Genomic DNA, 13,696 nt, shown 5'->3' with positions numbered 1-13,696 from the left:
GCCGGCGTAGTGCACCAGCACGTGCATGCCGTCCGCGGCCAGGCGCTCGGCCACGACCCGGCCGATCCCGCCCGAACCACCGGTGACGATCGCGATGCGCGGGCTGGTGGTGGTGTTTTCTGTGGTGGTCATCGGGAGTCCTTCGTATCGTCGTTCCGCTCTTCTGTTATCGAAGTTACGCGCTGGCCGGTACTCGCGCTAGTGTTTTGACGTAACGATGCTATGATGTACGTAACATTGCTACGTAGGCCAGGTATCTGCGATACACTCGAGGTATGGACATCCGCACCCAGATGCTCGAAGCCGCCGAGAAGCTGCTCGACGCCTCGCCCGACCGCGACATCTCCACCCGCGCGGTGTGCGAAGCCGTCGGCGTCGGCGCTCCGATGCTGTACCGCCTCTTCGGCGACAAGAACGGGCTGCTCTCGGCCGTGGTCGACCACGGCTTCGACCGCTACCTCGCCACCAAACGCGCCGCCGAGCCCTCGGCCGACCCGATCGCCGACCTCAAGAACGGCTGGGACACCCACATCGCGTTCGCGAAGGACCACCCCGCCGTCTACCGGCTGATGTACTCACCGGCCTTCGCCGAAGTTCCGCACGCCGCGCAGGAAGCGCTGCGCCTGCTGCGCGAGGTGCTGGTGCGGTGCGCCGCCGTGGGCCGCCTGCGGGTCGATCCCGACACGGCCGCGCAGCGGATCATGTCGGCCAACATCGGCGTGGCCCTGAACATGGTCACCCAGCCCGGCACCTACACCGACCCCGAACTGTCCACGCGCGTGCGCGACGCCGTGCACGACAGCCTGCTCACCTCCGCGGCCACCGGTGAAGCCGGCGCCACCGCCGAGACCGCCGAAACCCCGCTGCCGACGGCGGCGCTGCAGCTGGCCGCGCTCCTGCGCACGGAGGACACGGCCCTCGGTGCCGAGGAGACGCAGCTGCTGCTCAAGTGGCTGGACGGGCTCACCCACGAGTGATCCGTCCGAAGTGGACGAAAGCGGCCGGGTGGCTGGCTCCACAACCGACAGAGGTTGGTGACAGTCAGACCCAACCCCGGCCCCGGGGTGTCGACGATCCACGGCCGTAGCGCAGCTAGCCCTCGGAGAGCACGAGGTCGAGCAGGCCCGGGAAGCGCGCGTCGAACTCGGAGCGGCGCAGCCGGTTGAAGCGGCGCGGCCCGCGATCGAGCTGTTCGAGCAGCCCGGTGGAGCGCAGCACCGCGAAGTGGTGGCTGGCCGTCGCCTTCGAGACGGGCAGGTCGAAAGCGCCGCACGCACGCGTGAAGTCCGGGACCGCCGAGAGCTCGCGCAGGATGGTGCGGCGCACGGGATCGGTGAGCGCGTCGAGCGCCTGCTGCAGCGTCACCTCGGTGGGGTCCTTGTGGCTCAGCGTCCGCGCCATGCCGCCTCCCAGCTCTCCGGTGTCACCGCGTCCTCGGGTCACTTCACCGCTTCATCGGGCGTCACCGTCGATCGTACCCGCGATCGCGGCTTCGCCCACTTCGTGGCTCAGACCGCCGAGATCGTCGCGGATCCCGTGTCCAGGAACGGATGCGACGCGGTCACGGTGATCGTGCCGGGGGTGCCGCGCATCGAGCGGATCCACACCGCCGCCGCGCCGCCGAGCGCGCCGAAGTCCAGGAACTCCTCGCCGATCAGGATTCCCGGCCCGTCGACCGAAACGCTGAGCACGCCACGCGCGTGCGGCCGCGGCGCGCCGTAGCGGTCGACCGACCGGAGCGTGACGCGGATGGTGTCCTGGCCGTCGGCGATGATCTCGCCGTCGTCGGCCGTCACGGCGAGCGTGTCGAACGCCGGGTCCCCGCTGAACCGGCGCCGCAGCACCGTCTGGCCCTTCACGCGGCCCTCGATCACCAGCTCCGGGGTGCCCTTGATCCCCGTGAGGTTCACCAGGAACGGCGGGTGCTTCAAGTGCGGGAAGCGGGCCCGGTCGGGCTGCACCGTGACCGGCCGCCGGCCCGCGACCGTGATCACGAGCTGGTCGCAGTTGGACCACACGAGCGCGGTGCGGCCCGGGCCGCCCCGGGGCGAGCCGGCGCCGAAGTCCCAGTAGAACGCCGGCTCGATCACCGCGCCGCGCGAGGGATCGCGCTGGGCGCGGTAGAAACCAGCGCCCAGCTTGGGAATCCGGAAGAAGTCGACGACGCCGGGGTACTTCACGCCGCGCAGCGAGTGGTACCAGCCCGACGGGTAGTCGAAGCCGCACCACGCGATCAGCCCGCAGTAGCGCGGGTCCGACGCCGCGTGCTCGTGCACCCAGGCGTGGAGCATGCCCTGTTCCCGCTGCACGTCGAGCGGGTCGGTGCGCCGGAAGTACGGCGCGCCCACGAGCGTGCCCACGGCTTCGCTCACGAGGTAGGGCACGCCGTGGCGCGGTGGCCGCAGCGGCGGCGGCGCGTTGCGCGAAGGCGGGCGGCTGTAGTCGTTGAAGGAGAACACGCCGCCGGCGGCCTTCACCGGGTACAGCGGCGAGACGTAGCCCCGCTGCCCGGCGACCGCACCGGTGCACGGCCGAGTCGGGTCGAGCTCGGCGGCCAGCTGGTCGGTCTTGCCGTAGAGGGTGTACTGGCCCAGCGTTTCGTTCACGCGGGTGCCCCACACGATGATCGACGGGTGGTTGCGGTCGCGCACGATCATGTCGTGCACGTCGCGCACCGCGAGCTCCTGCCACGCCGTGTCGCCCACGTGGTCCCAGCCCGGCAGCTCTTCCCACACGAGGATGCCGAGCTCGTCGCACGCGTCGAGGAACGCCGGCGACTGCGGGTAGTGCGAGCAGCGGACCATGTTGACGTTCAGCTCGTTCTTGAGGATCTCCGCGTCGCGCCGCTGCACGCGCTCGGGCATCGCGCCGCCGACGAACGGGTACCACTGGTGGCGGTTGAGCCCGAACAGCTTCAGCGGGCGGCCGTTCAGGCGGAAACCGTCCACAGTGAACTGTGCGTCGCGCAGCCCCGTGCGCACGGAGTAGGTGTGCACCTTGCGACCGCCGACCGACAGCGTGACCAGGATGTCGCACATCGCCGGTTCGGTGACGTCCCACAGCTTCACCGCGTCGAGACCTTCGAGCGTCACGGTGGTGGTCGTCTCGCCCTTGGCCAGGCCGGTCGTGTCCGTGACCGCGGTGGCGATTTCGGTACCGGCCTGACTCAGTGTCGCGGTGAACCGCACCGGTCCCTTCACGGCTTTCGCGGCGTCGACGGTGCAGTGCACGACCACCGCGCGGTTCGGGGTGAGCACGGCGATCTGCTCGGCGAACACGTCGGACAGGTACACCTGCGGGGTGCCGTAGAGGTTCACGGCCCGGTAGATCCCGGCGGGCTGGTAGAAGTCGATCGCCGTGGGGTTGGGGTACTCGGGCAGGTCCGGGGGAGTGTCCTGCTGCCACCGGCCGTCGACGGCCACGGCGAGCACGTTGTCCTTGGCCGTCAGCAGCCCGGTCACCTCGCAGGTGAGCGGCAGGTACCCGCCGCTGCGGGAGGCGATGCGGCGGCCGTTGAGGTACACGGTCGCGGCGCTGAGCACGCCGTCGAACCGCAGGAACGTCCGGTTCTTGCGCAGCTCCGGCGGCGCCAGGAAGTGCTGGCGGTACACCCACAGGTGCTGCCAGTCGCTCGGGTGCCAGCCCTGCCACGACAACGGGGTCACGCAGTGCGGCACCGACACGAGCGGCATCGACCGGTCGTCGAAGTCCTGATCCGTGCAGCCGGGCACGAACGGCCCGAACTGCCACGTGGTCCCGAACCCGCTCGTCGCCTCGATGGGGGTGGGGCGGTAGAGCGCGGCCGACAGCGCGCCCGAGCCCGCGAGCGCCGCTCCGGCACCCAGCAGGAACTTGCGCCGCGGGTGACCGGTTCTCGGGGCCGGCGCGGCCCCTGGTTGTTCGTCCGCCATCCCTACGCGCTCTGCCGCCCGCCGGACTCGTCGTAGCCGGCTTGCGTGGCGAGGATGTCGACGGCGTGGTCGCGCAGCCAGGTGAACAGTCCGGACAAGTGGTCGGCGGTGCCGCGGCCGAGCGGGGTCAGGCGGTAGCTGACCTGCGGCGGGGTGGTGGGTTCGACCTCGCGGTGCACGAGGCCGTCGCGCACGAGCGTGCGCAGCGTCTGCGCGAGCATCTTCTCGCTGACGCCCTCGATGCTGCGGCGCAGTTCGAAGAACCGCAGTTCGCGCTCGCGCAGGGCGATCAGGACCCACACTCCCCAGCGGCTGGTGACGTGGTCGAGCACGGTCCGCGCCGGGCAGTCGGTGTGAAACACCTCATACCCGTCCTGGGTCGTCCGGCCCGCGAACTGCGTCCATTCCTCCACGTCGTGAGCTTACTCAAAGGTGCGTCCTTCCGGTCCCGCGACGCGCTTCCTAGCGTCGTGACCACTGTGGATCTCAAGCGATACAGGGGGTTTGTCATGATCGTCGTGACGGGAGCGACCGGGAACGTCGGCCGGCCACTGGTGGCGGCACTGGCTTCGGCGGGGGTCCGGGTGACGGCGGTGTCGCGCACGCCGGCCGCGGTGCCCGACGGTGCGGTGCACCGGGTCGCGGACCTCGCGGCACCGGACTCGCTGCGCCCGGTGCTGGAGGGAGCCGAGGCGCTGTTCCTGTTCCCCGGCGGGCCGGCGCCGGCCGAGCTTTTGTCCGCGGCGGAAGCCGGGGGAGTGCGGCGGCTCGTGCTGCTCTCGTCCCAGGGCGCCGCCACCCGCCCGGAGGCGTACGCGTTTTTCACCGCGTACGAAGAGGCCGTGCGCGCGTCGGACCTGCCGGCGACGATCCTGCGCCCGGGCGGCTTCGCCACCAACGCCCTGGCGTGGGTGCCGTCGGTCCGCGCCTCCCGCACGGCGGCGGCGCCCTTCGCCGACGTCGCCTTGCCGTTCGTCGATCCGGCGGACGTCGCGTCCGTCGCCGCGGCGGCCCTGCTGGACGACTCGCACGCCGGCGCTTCGTACACCGTGACCGGGCCGGCGGCCCTGACCCCGCGCGACCGCGCCGCGGCCCTGGCCACGGCTTTGGGTGAACCGATCCGGTTCGTCGAGCAGACGCCGGCGGAGGCGCGCGCACAGCTGCTGGAGCTCATGCCGGCACCGATCGCCGACGCGACGCTCGCCGTGCTCGGCTCCCCGCTGCCCGAAGAGCAGAAGGTGAGTCCCGACGCGGAACTCGTGCTGGGCCGTGCACCGCGGACGTTCGCCGAGTGGGCGGCGGCCTCGGCCGACGCGTTCCGCTGACGGGGGCGGGACGTGCCGGTCACCCCGGTTCTCGGGTCGGCGATGCACCACCGCGAAGCCGGCCGGGTACGCGGGGTCGCGGTCACCGAAACCATCGTGAAACCGTTGGCGTGGGCCGAATTCCCGGAAGGCGGACGGCAGCTGTTCCGAGGTCTGCGCACCCCGGGCACCGGTGAGCGGATGGTGCTCGATGACAACGTTTTCCGGTGCGAGCTGCTGCCCGGTTCGACCACGCGCGGGGCTTGGCGCCCGCGGACCTCGAGGAGTATTCGCGGCCGTATCCGGCGCGCGCGAGCCGGCTGCCGCTGCTGACCGACGGCTCAGGCGGGCTGGCCGGCCCGGTCGCCGAGCAGGCCGACCAGTTCGGTCAGCGCCTCGCCCAGCGGGAGGTCCACGCGGACCTGCGCGCAGGCGTCGCCGCGGGTCTGGCCGCGGTTGACGATCAGGACGGGTTTGCCGGTTTTCGCGGCGTGGCGGACGAAGCGCAGGCCGGACATCACGGTCAGGGAGGAGCCGAGGACGAGGACCGCCGAGGCTTCGTCGACCAGGCGGTAGCAGCGTTCGACCCGGGCGCGGGGCACGTTCTCGCCGAAGAACACGACGTCGGGTTTCAGCACGCCGGCGCACGCGGGGCAGCCGACGAGGCTGAAGGTGCGGACGACGTCCTCGTCGAGTTCGACGTCGCCGTCGGGGTTGATGCGGGTGGCGGTGCCGCCGAAGGACGGGTTGGCGGCGCGCAGGCGGGTGTCGAGCTCTTCGCGCGGACTGGTGCGGCGGCAGCCGAGGCAGATCACGCGGTCGAGGTTGCCGTGCAGCTCCACCACGCCGCGCGTGCCGGCCGCGCGGTGCAGACCGTCGACGTTCTGCGTGATGACCCCCGCCAGCAGACCGCCGCGGCGCAGGGCCGCGACGGCGTGGTGGCCGGAGTTCGGCTCGGCGCGGGCGATGGTGCGCCAGCCCAGGTGGCTGCGCGCCCAGTAGCGCTGCCGGCCTTCGGCGCTGGTCGTGAACTCGTCGTAGGTCATCGGCGTGTGCCGGCGCAGGCTGCCGGATTCGCCGCGGTAGTCGGGGATGCCCGATTCGGTCGACAGGCCCGCCCCGCTCAGCACCACCACGCGGCCGCGGGCGACGACCTCGGCCACCTCGGCGACCGTTCCGGTGCGCGGGAGCGGTTCGCCCGTACCGGTCCAGCTCAAGGTCGGTCGTGTCCGCACCTGATCAGCTTACGTGCCCGCGAGCTCGCGTTCGAGCTGCTCGAGGCTGCGGCCCTTCGTCTCCGGCATCAGCCGCACGACGAACACGAACGCCAGCGCCGTCATCACCGCGAAGAACAGGAAGTTCAGCCCCGCGCCGAACTCGGCCAGCAGCGGCGGGAACACCAGCGCGACGGCCAGGTTGAACAGCCAGTTGAAGACCACGCACACACTCACCGCCGCCGCGCGGACGCGCAGCGGGAACAGCTCCGGCAGCGCGACCCACTGCACCGGCCCCCACGACACCGAGAACGACGCGATGTACACGGCGATCCCGGCGAGCGTCAGCCCGAGCAGCACCGGGCCCTGCGCGAGCCCGCCGAGGTACACCGCGGCCAGCAGGACCATCGCGCCGCACATCCCGGCCGCGCCGACGAGCAGCAGCGGCCGCCGGCCCACGCGGTCGATGAGGCGCATCGCGGGCAGCGTCATGAGCATGTTCACCGCGCCGATGCCCACGTTCGCGAGGATCGCGCCCGACGAGCCGAACCCGACGTTGGTGAGCAGCGTCGGCGCGTAGTAGATGATCGTGTTGATGCCCACGAAGTTCTGGAAGAACACCAGCAGCATGCCGACCACGAACACCTTGCGCAGCCGTCCGCCCGTGAGCATCCGCAACCGCAGCGGTTCCGCGCGCTCGGCCTCCTGCCGCGCGCCGGCGCGGATGTCGGCCAGCTCGGCTTCGGCCGCGTCCTCGCTGCCGCGCAACCGAGTCAGCACGGTACGCGCAGTGGTTTCGTCGTGCTTGTTGACCGCCAGCCAGCGCGGGCTCTCCGGCTGCGTGTAGATCCCGGCCACGAGCAGCACGGCCGGCACCACGCCGAGCCCGATCATCCACCGCCACGCGCCCCAGCCCGACAGCGCGTAGTCGGCGACGTAGGCCACCAGGATCCCGACGGTGACCAGCAGCTGCATCAGCGACGTGAGCTTGCCGCGAACCTCCTTCGGCGCCAGCTCCGACAGGTACATCGGCACCACCACCGACGCGATGCCCACGCCCACGCCCATCACGAACCGGAAGGTCACCAGCAGCGGTGCCGTGCCGGACAGGGCCGCGCCCAGCGTGCCGACGATGAACACCAGCCCGGAGCCCAAGATCATCCGGCGCCGCCCGAGCGAGTCGGCGAGGCGTCCCGCGAGCCCGGCGCCCGCCATCGACCCGGCCAGCAGGCCCGACACCACCATGCCCTGCACGATGGGGCTCAACGGGATGTCCCGGCCGAGGTAGAGCAGCGCCCCGGAGATCACGCCCGTGTCGTAGCCCCACAGGATCCCGCCGAGCGCACCGAAGAACCAGATGCCGAAGTTCGCTGCCCGCCGCCCGCTCACCCGATGATCATCACCCGGGCGGGCAAGATCGGCAGCGCGAACCCGATTCCCCTTGCCGGCCAACGGGAAATCACCCCGGTGGGTCAGAATGTGGTTCGCGCCACGCCCGGCTGGGTACTTCTCGGACATGTGGTTCGCGTTGGGTACACCCGTAGTACTGATGGTCGCCGCTGTGCTGATGGAGCGGTTCGAGCAGCGCTGCACCCGGGTGTCCACGAGAGCCGCGCTGAGTGATCGCGCCGGGGGCGACGAAGTGCCGCGCCCCGTCGTCAGGCCGGCGGTCGTGCTGCGGCACTGATCCCGGCGGGATCCGGGACCGAAGTGGACTTCGGCTCCGGAGCGAACCGCGCGGCACCGGACGTGGTGCGGCACCGGTTGCGGCCGCGGGGTCGGCCAGAGACGGCGACCGGTGTGAGCACCGTGTTGGGGACAGGGCCGGGCTCCCACCGTCGGGGTGCGGGAGCCCGGCCCGTCGCCGTGGAAGGAGCCGGTGCGCTCGTTACTGCGCCGCACCCGCGGTGAGGTTCTGGTACCACGTGTCCCACGGGTGGTTGGTCGCCGCGTAGTTCGCCGGCGGGTTCGTGACGAGGCTCGCCGAATCGAAGTCCCAGCCGCGGACCAGTTTTCCGGCGTTGCGGGCGGCGATGATGAACGCGGACTCCGTGGCGGGCGCACCGTAGAACAGCGCGCCCTGCTGCAGTTCGGCCGGATCGCCCTGCTGGTACTCGTCGAACGCGACCTGCGGGTACTGGATCCGGCCGCCACTCACGCGGTCGGTGGCGTAGCGCAGGGTCTGGGCGGGCGTCGCGCCGTCGGCTCCGGTCGAGACGGTCACGCGGCGGCTGCCCGAGATCCCGGTGGCCTTGGGGTACAAGGGGTCCGAGGTCTTCGCGTTCCCGGTCCAGGCCACCGTCGTGCCCGAGGAGTCGAGTGTCCCCTGCCACTGCCAGTTCTGGCTCGAGCTCTGGCTGCGGTGGACCTCGCGCACGCCGGACCCGGTGAACGCGACGGTCGGGGTCACCCCGTTGTCGTACTGGTGGCTCGCCGACCAGGTGATTTCGCCGTCGGCGCCGAGCTTTCCGGTGTGGTACCAGAGCGTGGTCGCCGACTGCGACTGGTGCACCTCGACGAGCCGGCCGGAGTCGTCGAGCGCGATCGCCGGCGTCTGGCCGCTGTCGTAGCGGCCGTGGCGGTTCCAGGTGACGGTGCCGTCGGCGGCGTACGTACCGGTCCAGTACCAGAGCGCGCCGGCACCCGAATCGTGCACCTCGACGATCTGGCCGTGGCCGTTGAGCGCCACCGCGGGGTGGTAGCCGACGTCACGGCGGTAGGCGGCGCGCGTGCCGCTGTCACCCGAGAGCAGCGTGAGCACCTTGCCGCGCAACGAGTCCGTGGTCGCGCCGGCGGGGTAGTCCTTCGCGAGCAGCAGCCGCGGGCCGAACGCCGCCTGCAGTTCCTGGTTCACCGCCGCCAGGTTGCCCGCGGCGAGCGACTGGTTGTCGGTGAGGTCGTCCTTCAGGTCGAGCATCACGACGATCGGCGCGGCGGTGGGGTGCGCGGCCGACCAGGTGCCGACGACGGCCAGCCAGTCGCGCAGGTTGTTCGACGCCGGGTTGCCCGCGTGGTCGACGAGGTCGCCGGGGCTGCTGTGCCCGATGCCGTAGTCGTGGGCCGTGGCGTAGCCGTTGTCGTGGACGTCGAACTCGACGAAGCGGACGCCGTGGCCGAGCTGGTAGGCGATCGAGCCCTTGGCGCCGTCGACGTTGCCCGAATAGCTGTTGTGCGTGGCCTTGAAGACCGTCGCGGTGAACGGTGTGGCCGCCGCGGTCGCGGGTGTGCCGACCAGCGCGAACGCGGCGGCGGCCGCGGCGAGCGCGACGGACGCGCGGAAGCGGTGCATGTGCCTGACCCCCAGGTCGAGTGCGGAAACGCGGAAATGGTAGCGATCATCCACGCCGTTCGTGGCATCTTCGGACGATGCCGGACAACAACGGGAAAACCTTTGCCGACCAGGTGGCCGACGAGCTGATGGCGCTGCCGCACGTGGTCGCCGTGGCGCTCGGCGGCTCGCGCGCGCTGGGCACCGACCGCCCCGACAGCGACTGGGACGTGGCGGTCTACTACCGCGGCCCGTTCGACCCCGCCGAGCTGCGGGCGCTCGGCCACCCGGGCGTGGTGTCGGAGCTGGGCGAGTGGGGCGGCGGGGTGTTCAACGGCGGCGCGTGGCTCACGGTCGACGGCCGGCCCGTCGACGTGCACTACCGCGACCTCGCCTCCGTCGAGCACGAGCTGGCCGAGGCTCGCGCGGGCCGTTTCCACTGGGAACCGCTCACGTTCCACCTGGCCGGCATCCCGAGTTACCTCGTGGTCGCGGAGCTGGCGATCAACCGCGTGCTGCGCGGGACCCTGCCGCGCCCGGAGTTCCCGGAACCGCTGCGGACGACGGCGCCGCGGTTCTGGCGCGCGGCGGCCGAGCGGACGCTGGGCTACGCGCAGGGTGCGTACGTCGACCGCGGCCACGTCACGGAAGCCGCCGCTTCGGCCGGCGTCGCGGCGCTGCAGACGGCCCACGCCGTGCTCGCGGAGCGCGGCGAGTGGGTGACGAACGAGAAGACCCTCCTCGACCGCGCCGGCCTGCGCGCTCTCGACGACGTGCTGGGCGGGTTCGCGCACGACCTGCCAGGCGCCTTCGCGACGGCGGCGGCGCTGCTGCGGTCGGCCTGCTGACCGCCGCTCGGCATGGCGTGCCTCGCCGAGGCGCTCGGTGCGCAAAGTGCCCGGCTCGGCGACGTGGCCGGCCGTCGACGCGCGCCGGTTCGAGACCGCGCAGGCGGCGGGACAGCGGATCGCGGCGATGGTGGAGGAGCGGCGATGCGCACGGGGGGCGTTCGAGAACGCGATCCGCGTTCGGCGGGCACCTGGTGGCGCGTTCGGCGGCGATCGCGCGGGTTTCACTTGCGGCAGCGGTGCGGCAGGCGTTCGGCGACCGGGCGCGGCGAACTACTGCTCGGCGTCGAGGATCCACTCCCGGTGGTCGCCGGAGTCCGGGCGGTAGGAGCACTCGCTTCCCGTGTGGACGGTCGCGCGGAGGTGCCGGCCGAGGGGCTGGTCGAGCGTGGTGATCCGGGCGATCGCCGCGGAAATGGCCTTGGTGGCGGCGACGCGCGCGCGTTCACGGCTGGAGCCGCCCGTGCGCGGCCGCCCGCCCAGACCCGTCGCGGTGGAGAGCTCGTGGACGAGAGCGTCGCGTTCGGCGCGCAGGGCCCCGGCGCGGGCGGTGTCCGCCCAGTCCTCGGCTTGGGTGAGTTCTTCTTCGAGGTCCCGGAGGCGGCGCCGGTACGCCTGGAGCGCTGGGCGGTCGAGCACCTCGCCGGGCGCGGGCTGGTCGAGGACGGGCTGGCCGGCGGCGACCAGGTCCAGGCACGAGACCGGCCGACCGGGCCGGGCCAGGAGCTCGCGCAGGTAGCGGTAGCCGCGCAGCGGCCGCACGGGGACGGCGCCGGGTTCGGCCCCGATGAGCCACAGGCCGTCGGCCGCCGGGTGCAGGTGGGTGCGGACGTGGTTGCCGGCGGCGGGTCCGGGCGGGGTCCACGCCAGCAGCCGATGCCGCCACCAGGTGGCGCCCAGGCGTTCGTAGCCGGTGAGGGCCCGCTCGCGCAGGCGGGCCGCGGTGTCCGGGTCGTGGCCGACCGCGGCGGCGCGGGCGAGCGTGTCGTCGGTGAGGCCGTGGAACATCACAGCCCCGGCGTTGAACACGGCCCGGCCGGCGTAGGGGGTGAGCAGCCGGCCCGCGGTCGCGATCAGGTCCCGGTCGTCGACGGCGAGCGCGACCTCGAGGACGCACTGCAGGGTCAGCAGCCAGTTGACGTCGCGGGGCAGCTCGTCCAGCACGTGGCCGTGGAACAGCTGCGCGACGGCACGGGCCCGGTCGGGGCGGCCGGCGCCGAGCCACAAGTACGCGCTCTCGGCCACGACCGTGGTCGCACCTTCGGCGAGGGCGAACGCTTCGCACTCCTCGGCGATGGCCGCGCAGGCCTCGGTGTCTCCGGCGTGGAGCGCGGCGTAGCCCTTCATGGCTTCGACGACCATCCACGCGTCCGCCAGCTCCGCCCGCCGCGCTGCGGCGCCGGCCGCCTCGATGAGCTGCCCGGCGGTGTCGGTGCGCCCGTGCAGCAGGTCGAGCATCAGCCGCCGCGACAGGGCGAAGAACCGGGCTCGCGGGGACTGCTCGCCGAGCCGTTCCAGCGCGCGCAGGTGCCAGTGGATCGCCGGTACGGCCAGGTTCTCGCAGGCGACCTGCAGCCCCCACAGGTGCGCGCGCAGGCGGGTGTCCGGGTCGGCGACGTGAGCCGTGACCTCGTCGAGCCGGGTCGCGAGTTCGGCGCGTGCGGCCAGGTCGTCGGGACCCCAGCGCGTGGCGAGCGCGGCGTCGAGGCAGTCGGCCAGCAGCTCCGGTTCGCCCGTGCGCTCGGCGCACCGCGTCGCCTCGTCGGCGAACCGCCGGGCGCGGGCGGCTTGGCCGGCGTAGGCCCAGCACCGCGCGAGGGCGGCCGCGAGCCGGGCGCGGCCGGGGTCGCCGGTGGTGCGGGCGAGGACGTCGTGGAGTTCGGCGGGCAGCCGGCCGGGCTCCGTGCCGAACGTGTAGACGGACGCGGCGCCGAGCGCGGCCCGGGTCCAGGCCGGCAGGTCGTCGGCGCGTCGGCCGCGGGTGAGCGCGGTGTCGTAGAGCCGGGCGGCCTCGTCCCCTCGACCGGCGGCGCGGGCCGCGTCGGCCCGGTCGAGGAGCTCGCTCAGCGTCGGTGGGCCGCTCGCCACAGCTCATCGTAGGGTGGCGGCGGCCCGTTCGACCAGGTCAAGGCCGGAGGAGCCGGACGGTGGCGGCGTGTTCGCGCTGCCGGTCCTCGTCCCAGTCGCCGGTGCAGTAGATCGACATCTCGACGATGCTCTCCCCGGCGACGTCGGCCCTGATCATCTCCCGGCAGTACCACCGGCCGCCGTCGCCGGTCCAGCGCTCTTCCAGCTCGAGCGTGAACCCGTGCGCGGTCGGTTCCACCCGTTCGACCCGCACCCGGCCCGGCCGCGGGTGGCCTTCGGTGCGCAGGGCCACCACGTCCTGGATCGTGACCGCCTGCACGCGCCACCGCGGCAACGACAGGTCCGCGAAGACGCCCGGTGCGAACAGTCCACCGGGGACCTCGCCGGTTTCGAGGAACCGGATGAGGTTCGCCACCGCCACTCGCGCGCCGCCGCGCAGCTCGGTGGCCGTGGCGGTCACGACTGCGCTCCGGTCGTCGCGGCCAGGTTCTTCTCGACGACGGCCATCGTGGCTTCGAGGTCTTCCGTCGGGCTGAACTCGACCACCGAGGTGCCGGCGGTGATGAGGGGGAGGTGCCCGGGCGGCGCGTAGTAGGCGTCACCGGCGACGAAGCTCTCCTCGTGATCGGGCCAGCGGAAAGTCAGCCGGCCCGCGGTGACGACGCCCCAGTGCGCGCACTGGCAGCGGTCGCCGGGGAGCCCGGCGAACAGCGGTGCCGCGTCGACGTCCCGGGGGAACGTCTCGAAACCGACGGTGTAGCCCCCGAGGGCTGCGTACCGTCCCTCGATGAGCTCGGTGTCGACGGCGATCGGCGTCGACTGGCGGTGGGCACTGGGCATCGTGGCCTCCTCGATCGGGAACAACGGACACCCCTGCGGCGTGACGACGGGGGGAACACTTGTGCCCGGATCGGGCACACCACCGCAAAACCCCTCGAACAAAGTGGTTAGTGTCGACAGTTTGCGCCGCCGCTGAGGTGACGCCTCGATAACGGGACAATCCCGGCCGGTTGGACCACTGGTCCGCCTTCGGCGCTGTGACCTGGAATTCTCCTTATTCGGC

General features: G+C 72.4%; 14 protein-coding genes. 4 read left to right on the top strand and 10 right to left on the bottom strand.

Going from position 1 to position 13,696, the window contains the following annotated elements:
• Nucleotides 1-132, bottom strand: a 132-nt coding sequence (locus tag ACIA77_RS41280) for an SDR family NAD(P)-dependent oxidoreductase (RefSeq protein WP_395891598.1), incomplete at its 3' end; no start/stop codon positions are given.
• A 143-nt stretch (nucleotides 133-275) separates the two neighbouring features.
• Between ACIA77_RS41280 and ACIA77_RS41275 the strand changes: the two genes are divergently transcribed.
• Complete coding sequence (locus tag ACIA77_RS41275) at nucleotides 276-977, top strand: TetR/AcrR family transcriptional regulator (RefSeq protein WP_395891594.1); 702 nt, start codon at nucleotides 276-278, stop codon at nucleotides 975-977.
• 115 nt (nucleotides 978-1,092) lie between these two features.
• On the opposite strand, the gene ACIA77_RS41270 is transcribed toward ACIA77_RS41275, so the two are convergent.
• The 3 genes from ACIA77_RS41270 to ACIA77_RS41260 all read right to left on the bottom strand — a co-directional run bounded on the left by ACIA77_RS41270 (nucleotide 1,093) and on the right by ACIA77_RS41260 (nucleotide 4,324).
• On the bottom strand, nucleotides 1,093-1,401 hold the full coding sequence (locus ACIA77_RS41270; RefSeq protein WP_395891593.1) for an ArsR/SmtB family transcription factor: 309 nt from the start codon (nucleotides 1,399-1,401) through the stop codon (nucleotides 1,093-1,095).
• Between the two features lie 107 nt (nucleotides 1,402-1,508).
• Nucleotides 1,509-3,911, bottom strand: coding sequence for a glycoside hydrolase family 2 protein (locus ACIA77_RS41265; protein WP_395891592.1), 2,403 nt, complete (start codon nucleotides 3,909-3,911; stop codon nucleotides 1,509-1,511).
• A 2-nt stretch (nucleotides 3,912-3,913) separates the two neighbouring features.
• Nucleotides 3,914-4,324: a winged helix-turn-helix transcriptional regulator gene (locus ACIA77_RS41260; protein WP_395891591.1), complete on the bottom strand. Its 411-nt coding sequence runs from the start codon at nucleotides 4,322-4,324 to the stop codon at nucleotides 3,914-3,916.
• Between the two features lie 96 nt (nucleotides 4,325-4,420).
• On the opposite strand from ACIA77_RS41260, the gene ACIA77_RS41255 reads away from it, so the two are divergent.
• Entirely contained in the window at nucleotides 4,421-5,236 is an 816-nt protein-coding gene (locus ACIA77_RS41255) for an NAD(P)H-binding protein (RefSeq protein ID WP_395891590.1), read from the top strand.
• 320 nt (nucleotides 5,237-5,556) lie between these two features.
• On the opposite strand, the gene ACIA77_RS41250 is transcribed toward ACIA77_RS41255, so the two are convergent.
• Nucleotides 5,557-6,450 carry an NAD-dependent protein deacetylase gene (locus ACIA77_RS41250; RefSeq protein ID WP_395891589.1) on the bottom strand — a complete coding sequence of 298 codons (894 nt, stop codon included), beginning with the start codon at nucleotides 6,448-6,450 and terminating at the stop codon, nucleotides 5,557-5,559.
• Nucleotides 6,451-6,459: 9 nt separating this feature from the next.
• Nucleotides 6,460-7,818: a sugar porter family MFS transporter gene (locus tag ACIA77_RS41245; protein WP_395891588.1), complete on the bottom strand. Its 1,359-nt coding sequence runs from the start codon at nucleotides 7,816-7,818 to the stop codon at nucleotides 6,460-6,462.
• A 160-nt stretch (nucleotides 7,819-7,978) separates the two neighbouring features.
• On the opposite strand from ACIA77_RS41245, the gene ACIA77_RS41240 reads away from it, so the two are divergent.
• Nucleotides 7,979-8,116 carry a hypothetical protein gene (locus ACIA77_RS41240; protein WP_395891587.1) on the top strand — a complete coding sequence of 46 codons (138 nt, stop codon included), beginning with the start codon at nucleotides 7,979-7,981 and terminating at the stop codon, nucleotides 8,114-8,116.
• Between the two features lie 201 nt (nucleotides 8,117-8,317).
• On the opposite strand, the gene ACIA77_RS41235 is transcribed toward ACIA77_RS41240, so the two are convergent.
• Nucleotides 8,318-9,772, bottom strand: a complete 1,455-nt coding sequence (locus ACIA77_RS41235; RefSeq protein ID WP_395891586.1) for a hypothetical protein — start codon at nucleotides 9,770-9,772, stop codon at nucleotides 8,318-8,320.
• 23 nt (nucleotides 9,773-9,795) lie between these two features.
• Here ACIA77_RS41235 and ACIA77_RS41230 point away from each other — a divergent pair, with 23 nt between their 5' ends.
• Nucleotides 9,796-10,545 carry a nucleotidyltransferase domain-containing protein gene (locus ACIA77_RS41230; RefSeq protein ID WP_395891585.1) on the top strand — a complete coding sequence of 250 codons (750 nt, stop codon included), beginning with the start codon at nucleotides 9,796-9,798 and terminating at the stop codon, nucleotides 10,543-10,545.
• Between the two features lie 273 nt (nucleotides 10,546-10,818).
• Here the strand turns inward: ACIA77_RS41230 and ACIA77_RS41225 are convergent, their stop codons facing one another.
• Genes ACIA77_RS41225 through ACIA77_RS41215 form a run of 3 tightly spaced genes read right to left on the bottom strand, consistent with a single transcriptional unit; the run spans nucleotide 10,819 to nucleotide 13,473 of the window.
• Nucleotides 10,819-12,633, bottom strand: a complete 1,815-nt coding sequence (locus ACIA77_RS41225; protein ID WP_395891584.1) for a hypothetical protein — start codon at nucleotides 12,631-12,633, stop codon at nucleotides 10,819-10,821.
• 37 nt (nucleotides 12,634-12,670) lie between these two features.
• On the bottom strand, nucleotides 12,671-13,093 hold the full coding sequence (locus ACIA77_RS41220; RefSeq protein ID WP_395891583.1) for a hypothetical protein: 423 nt from the start codon (nucleotides 13,091-13,093) through the stop codon (nucleotides 12,671-12,673).
• Nucleotides 13,090-13,473 (bottom strand): hypothetical protein, encoded by a 384-nt coding sequence (locus ACIA77_RS41215; protein WP_395891582.1) that lies wholly within the window; start codon nucleotides 13,471-13,473, stop codon nucleotides 13,090-13,092. The genes ACIA77_RS41220 and ACIA77_RS41215 overlap by 4 nt, the downstream gene beginning before the upstream one ends.
• Nucleotides 13,474-13,696: the final 223 nt, after the last annotated feature.

The sequence above is a fragment of the Amycolatopsis sp. NPDC051903 genome (genome assembly GCF_044452505.1).
Lineage (GTDB): Bacteria > Actinomycetota > Actinomycetes > Mycobacteriales > Pseudonocardiaceae > Amycolatopsis.
This window is presented reverse-complemented; position numbering and strand designations above follow the sequence as displayed.

Coding starts and splice junctions, on each gene's coding strand:
- ACIA77_RS41255 (WP_395891590.1), top strand. CDS start 4,421: ATGATCGTCGTGACGGGAGCGACCGGGAACGTCGGCCGGCCACTGGTG.
- ACIA77_RS41215 (WP_395891582.1), bottom strand. CDS start 13,473: ATGCCCAGTGCCCACCGCCAGTCGACGCCGATCGCCGTCGACACCGAG.
- ACIA77_RS41240 (WP_395891587.1), top strand. CDS start 7,979: ATGGTCGCCGCTGTGCTGATGGAGCGGTTCGAGCAGCGCTGCACCCGG.
- ACIA77_RS41265 (WP_395891592.1), bottom strand. CDS start 3,911: ATGGCGGACGAACAACCAGGGGCCGCGCCGGCCCCGAGAACCGGTCAC.
- ACIA77_RS41270 (WP_395891593.1), bottom strand. CDS start 1,401: ATGGCGCGGACGCTGAGCCACAAGGACCCCACCGAGGTGACGCTGCAG.
- ACIA77_RS41230 (WP_395891585.1), top strand. CDS start 9,796: ATGCCGGACAACAACGGGAAAACCTTTGCCGACCAGGTGGCCGACGAG.
- ACIA77_RS41275 (WP_395891594.1), top strand. CDS start 276: ATGGACATCCGCACCCAGATGCTCGAAGCCGCCGAGAAGCTGCTCGAC.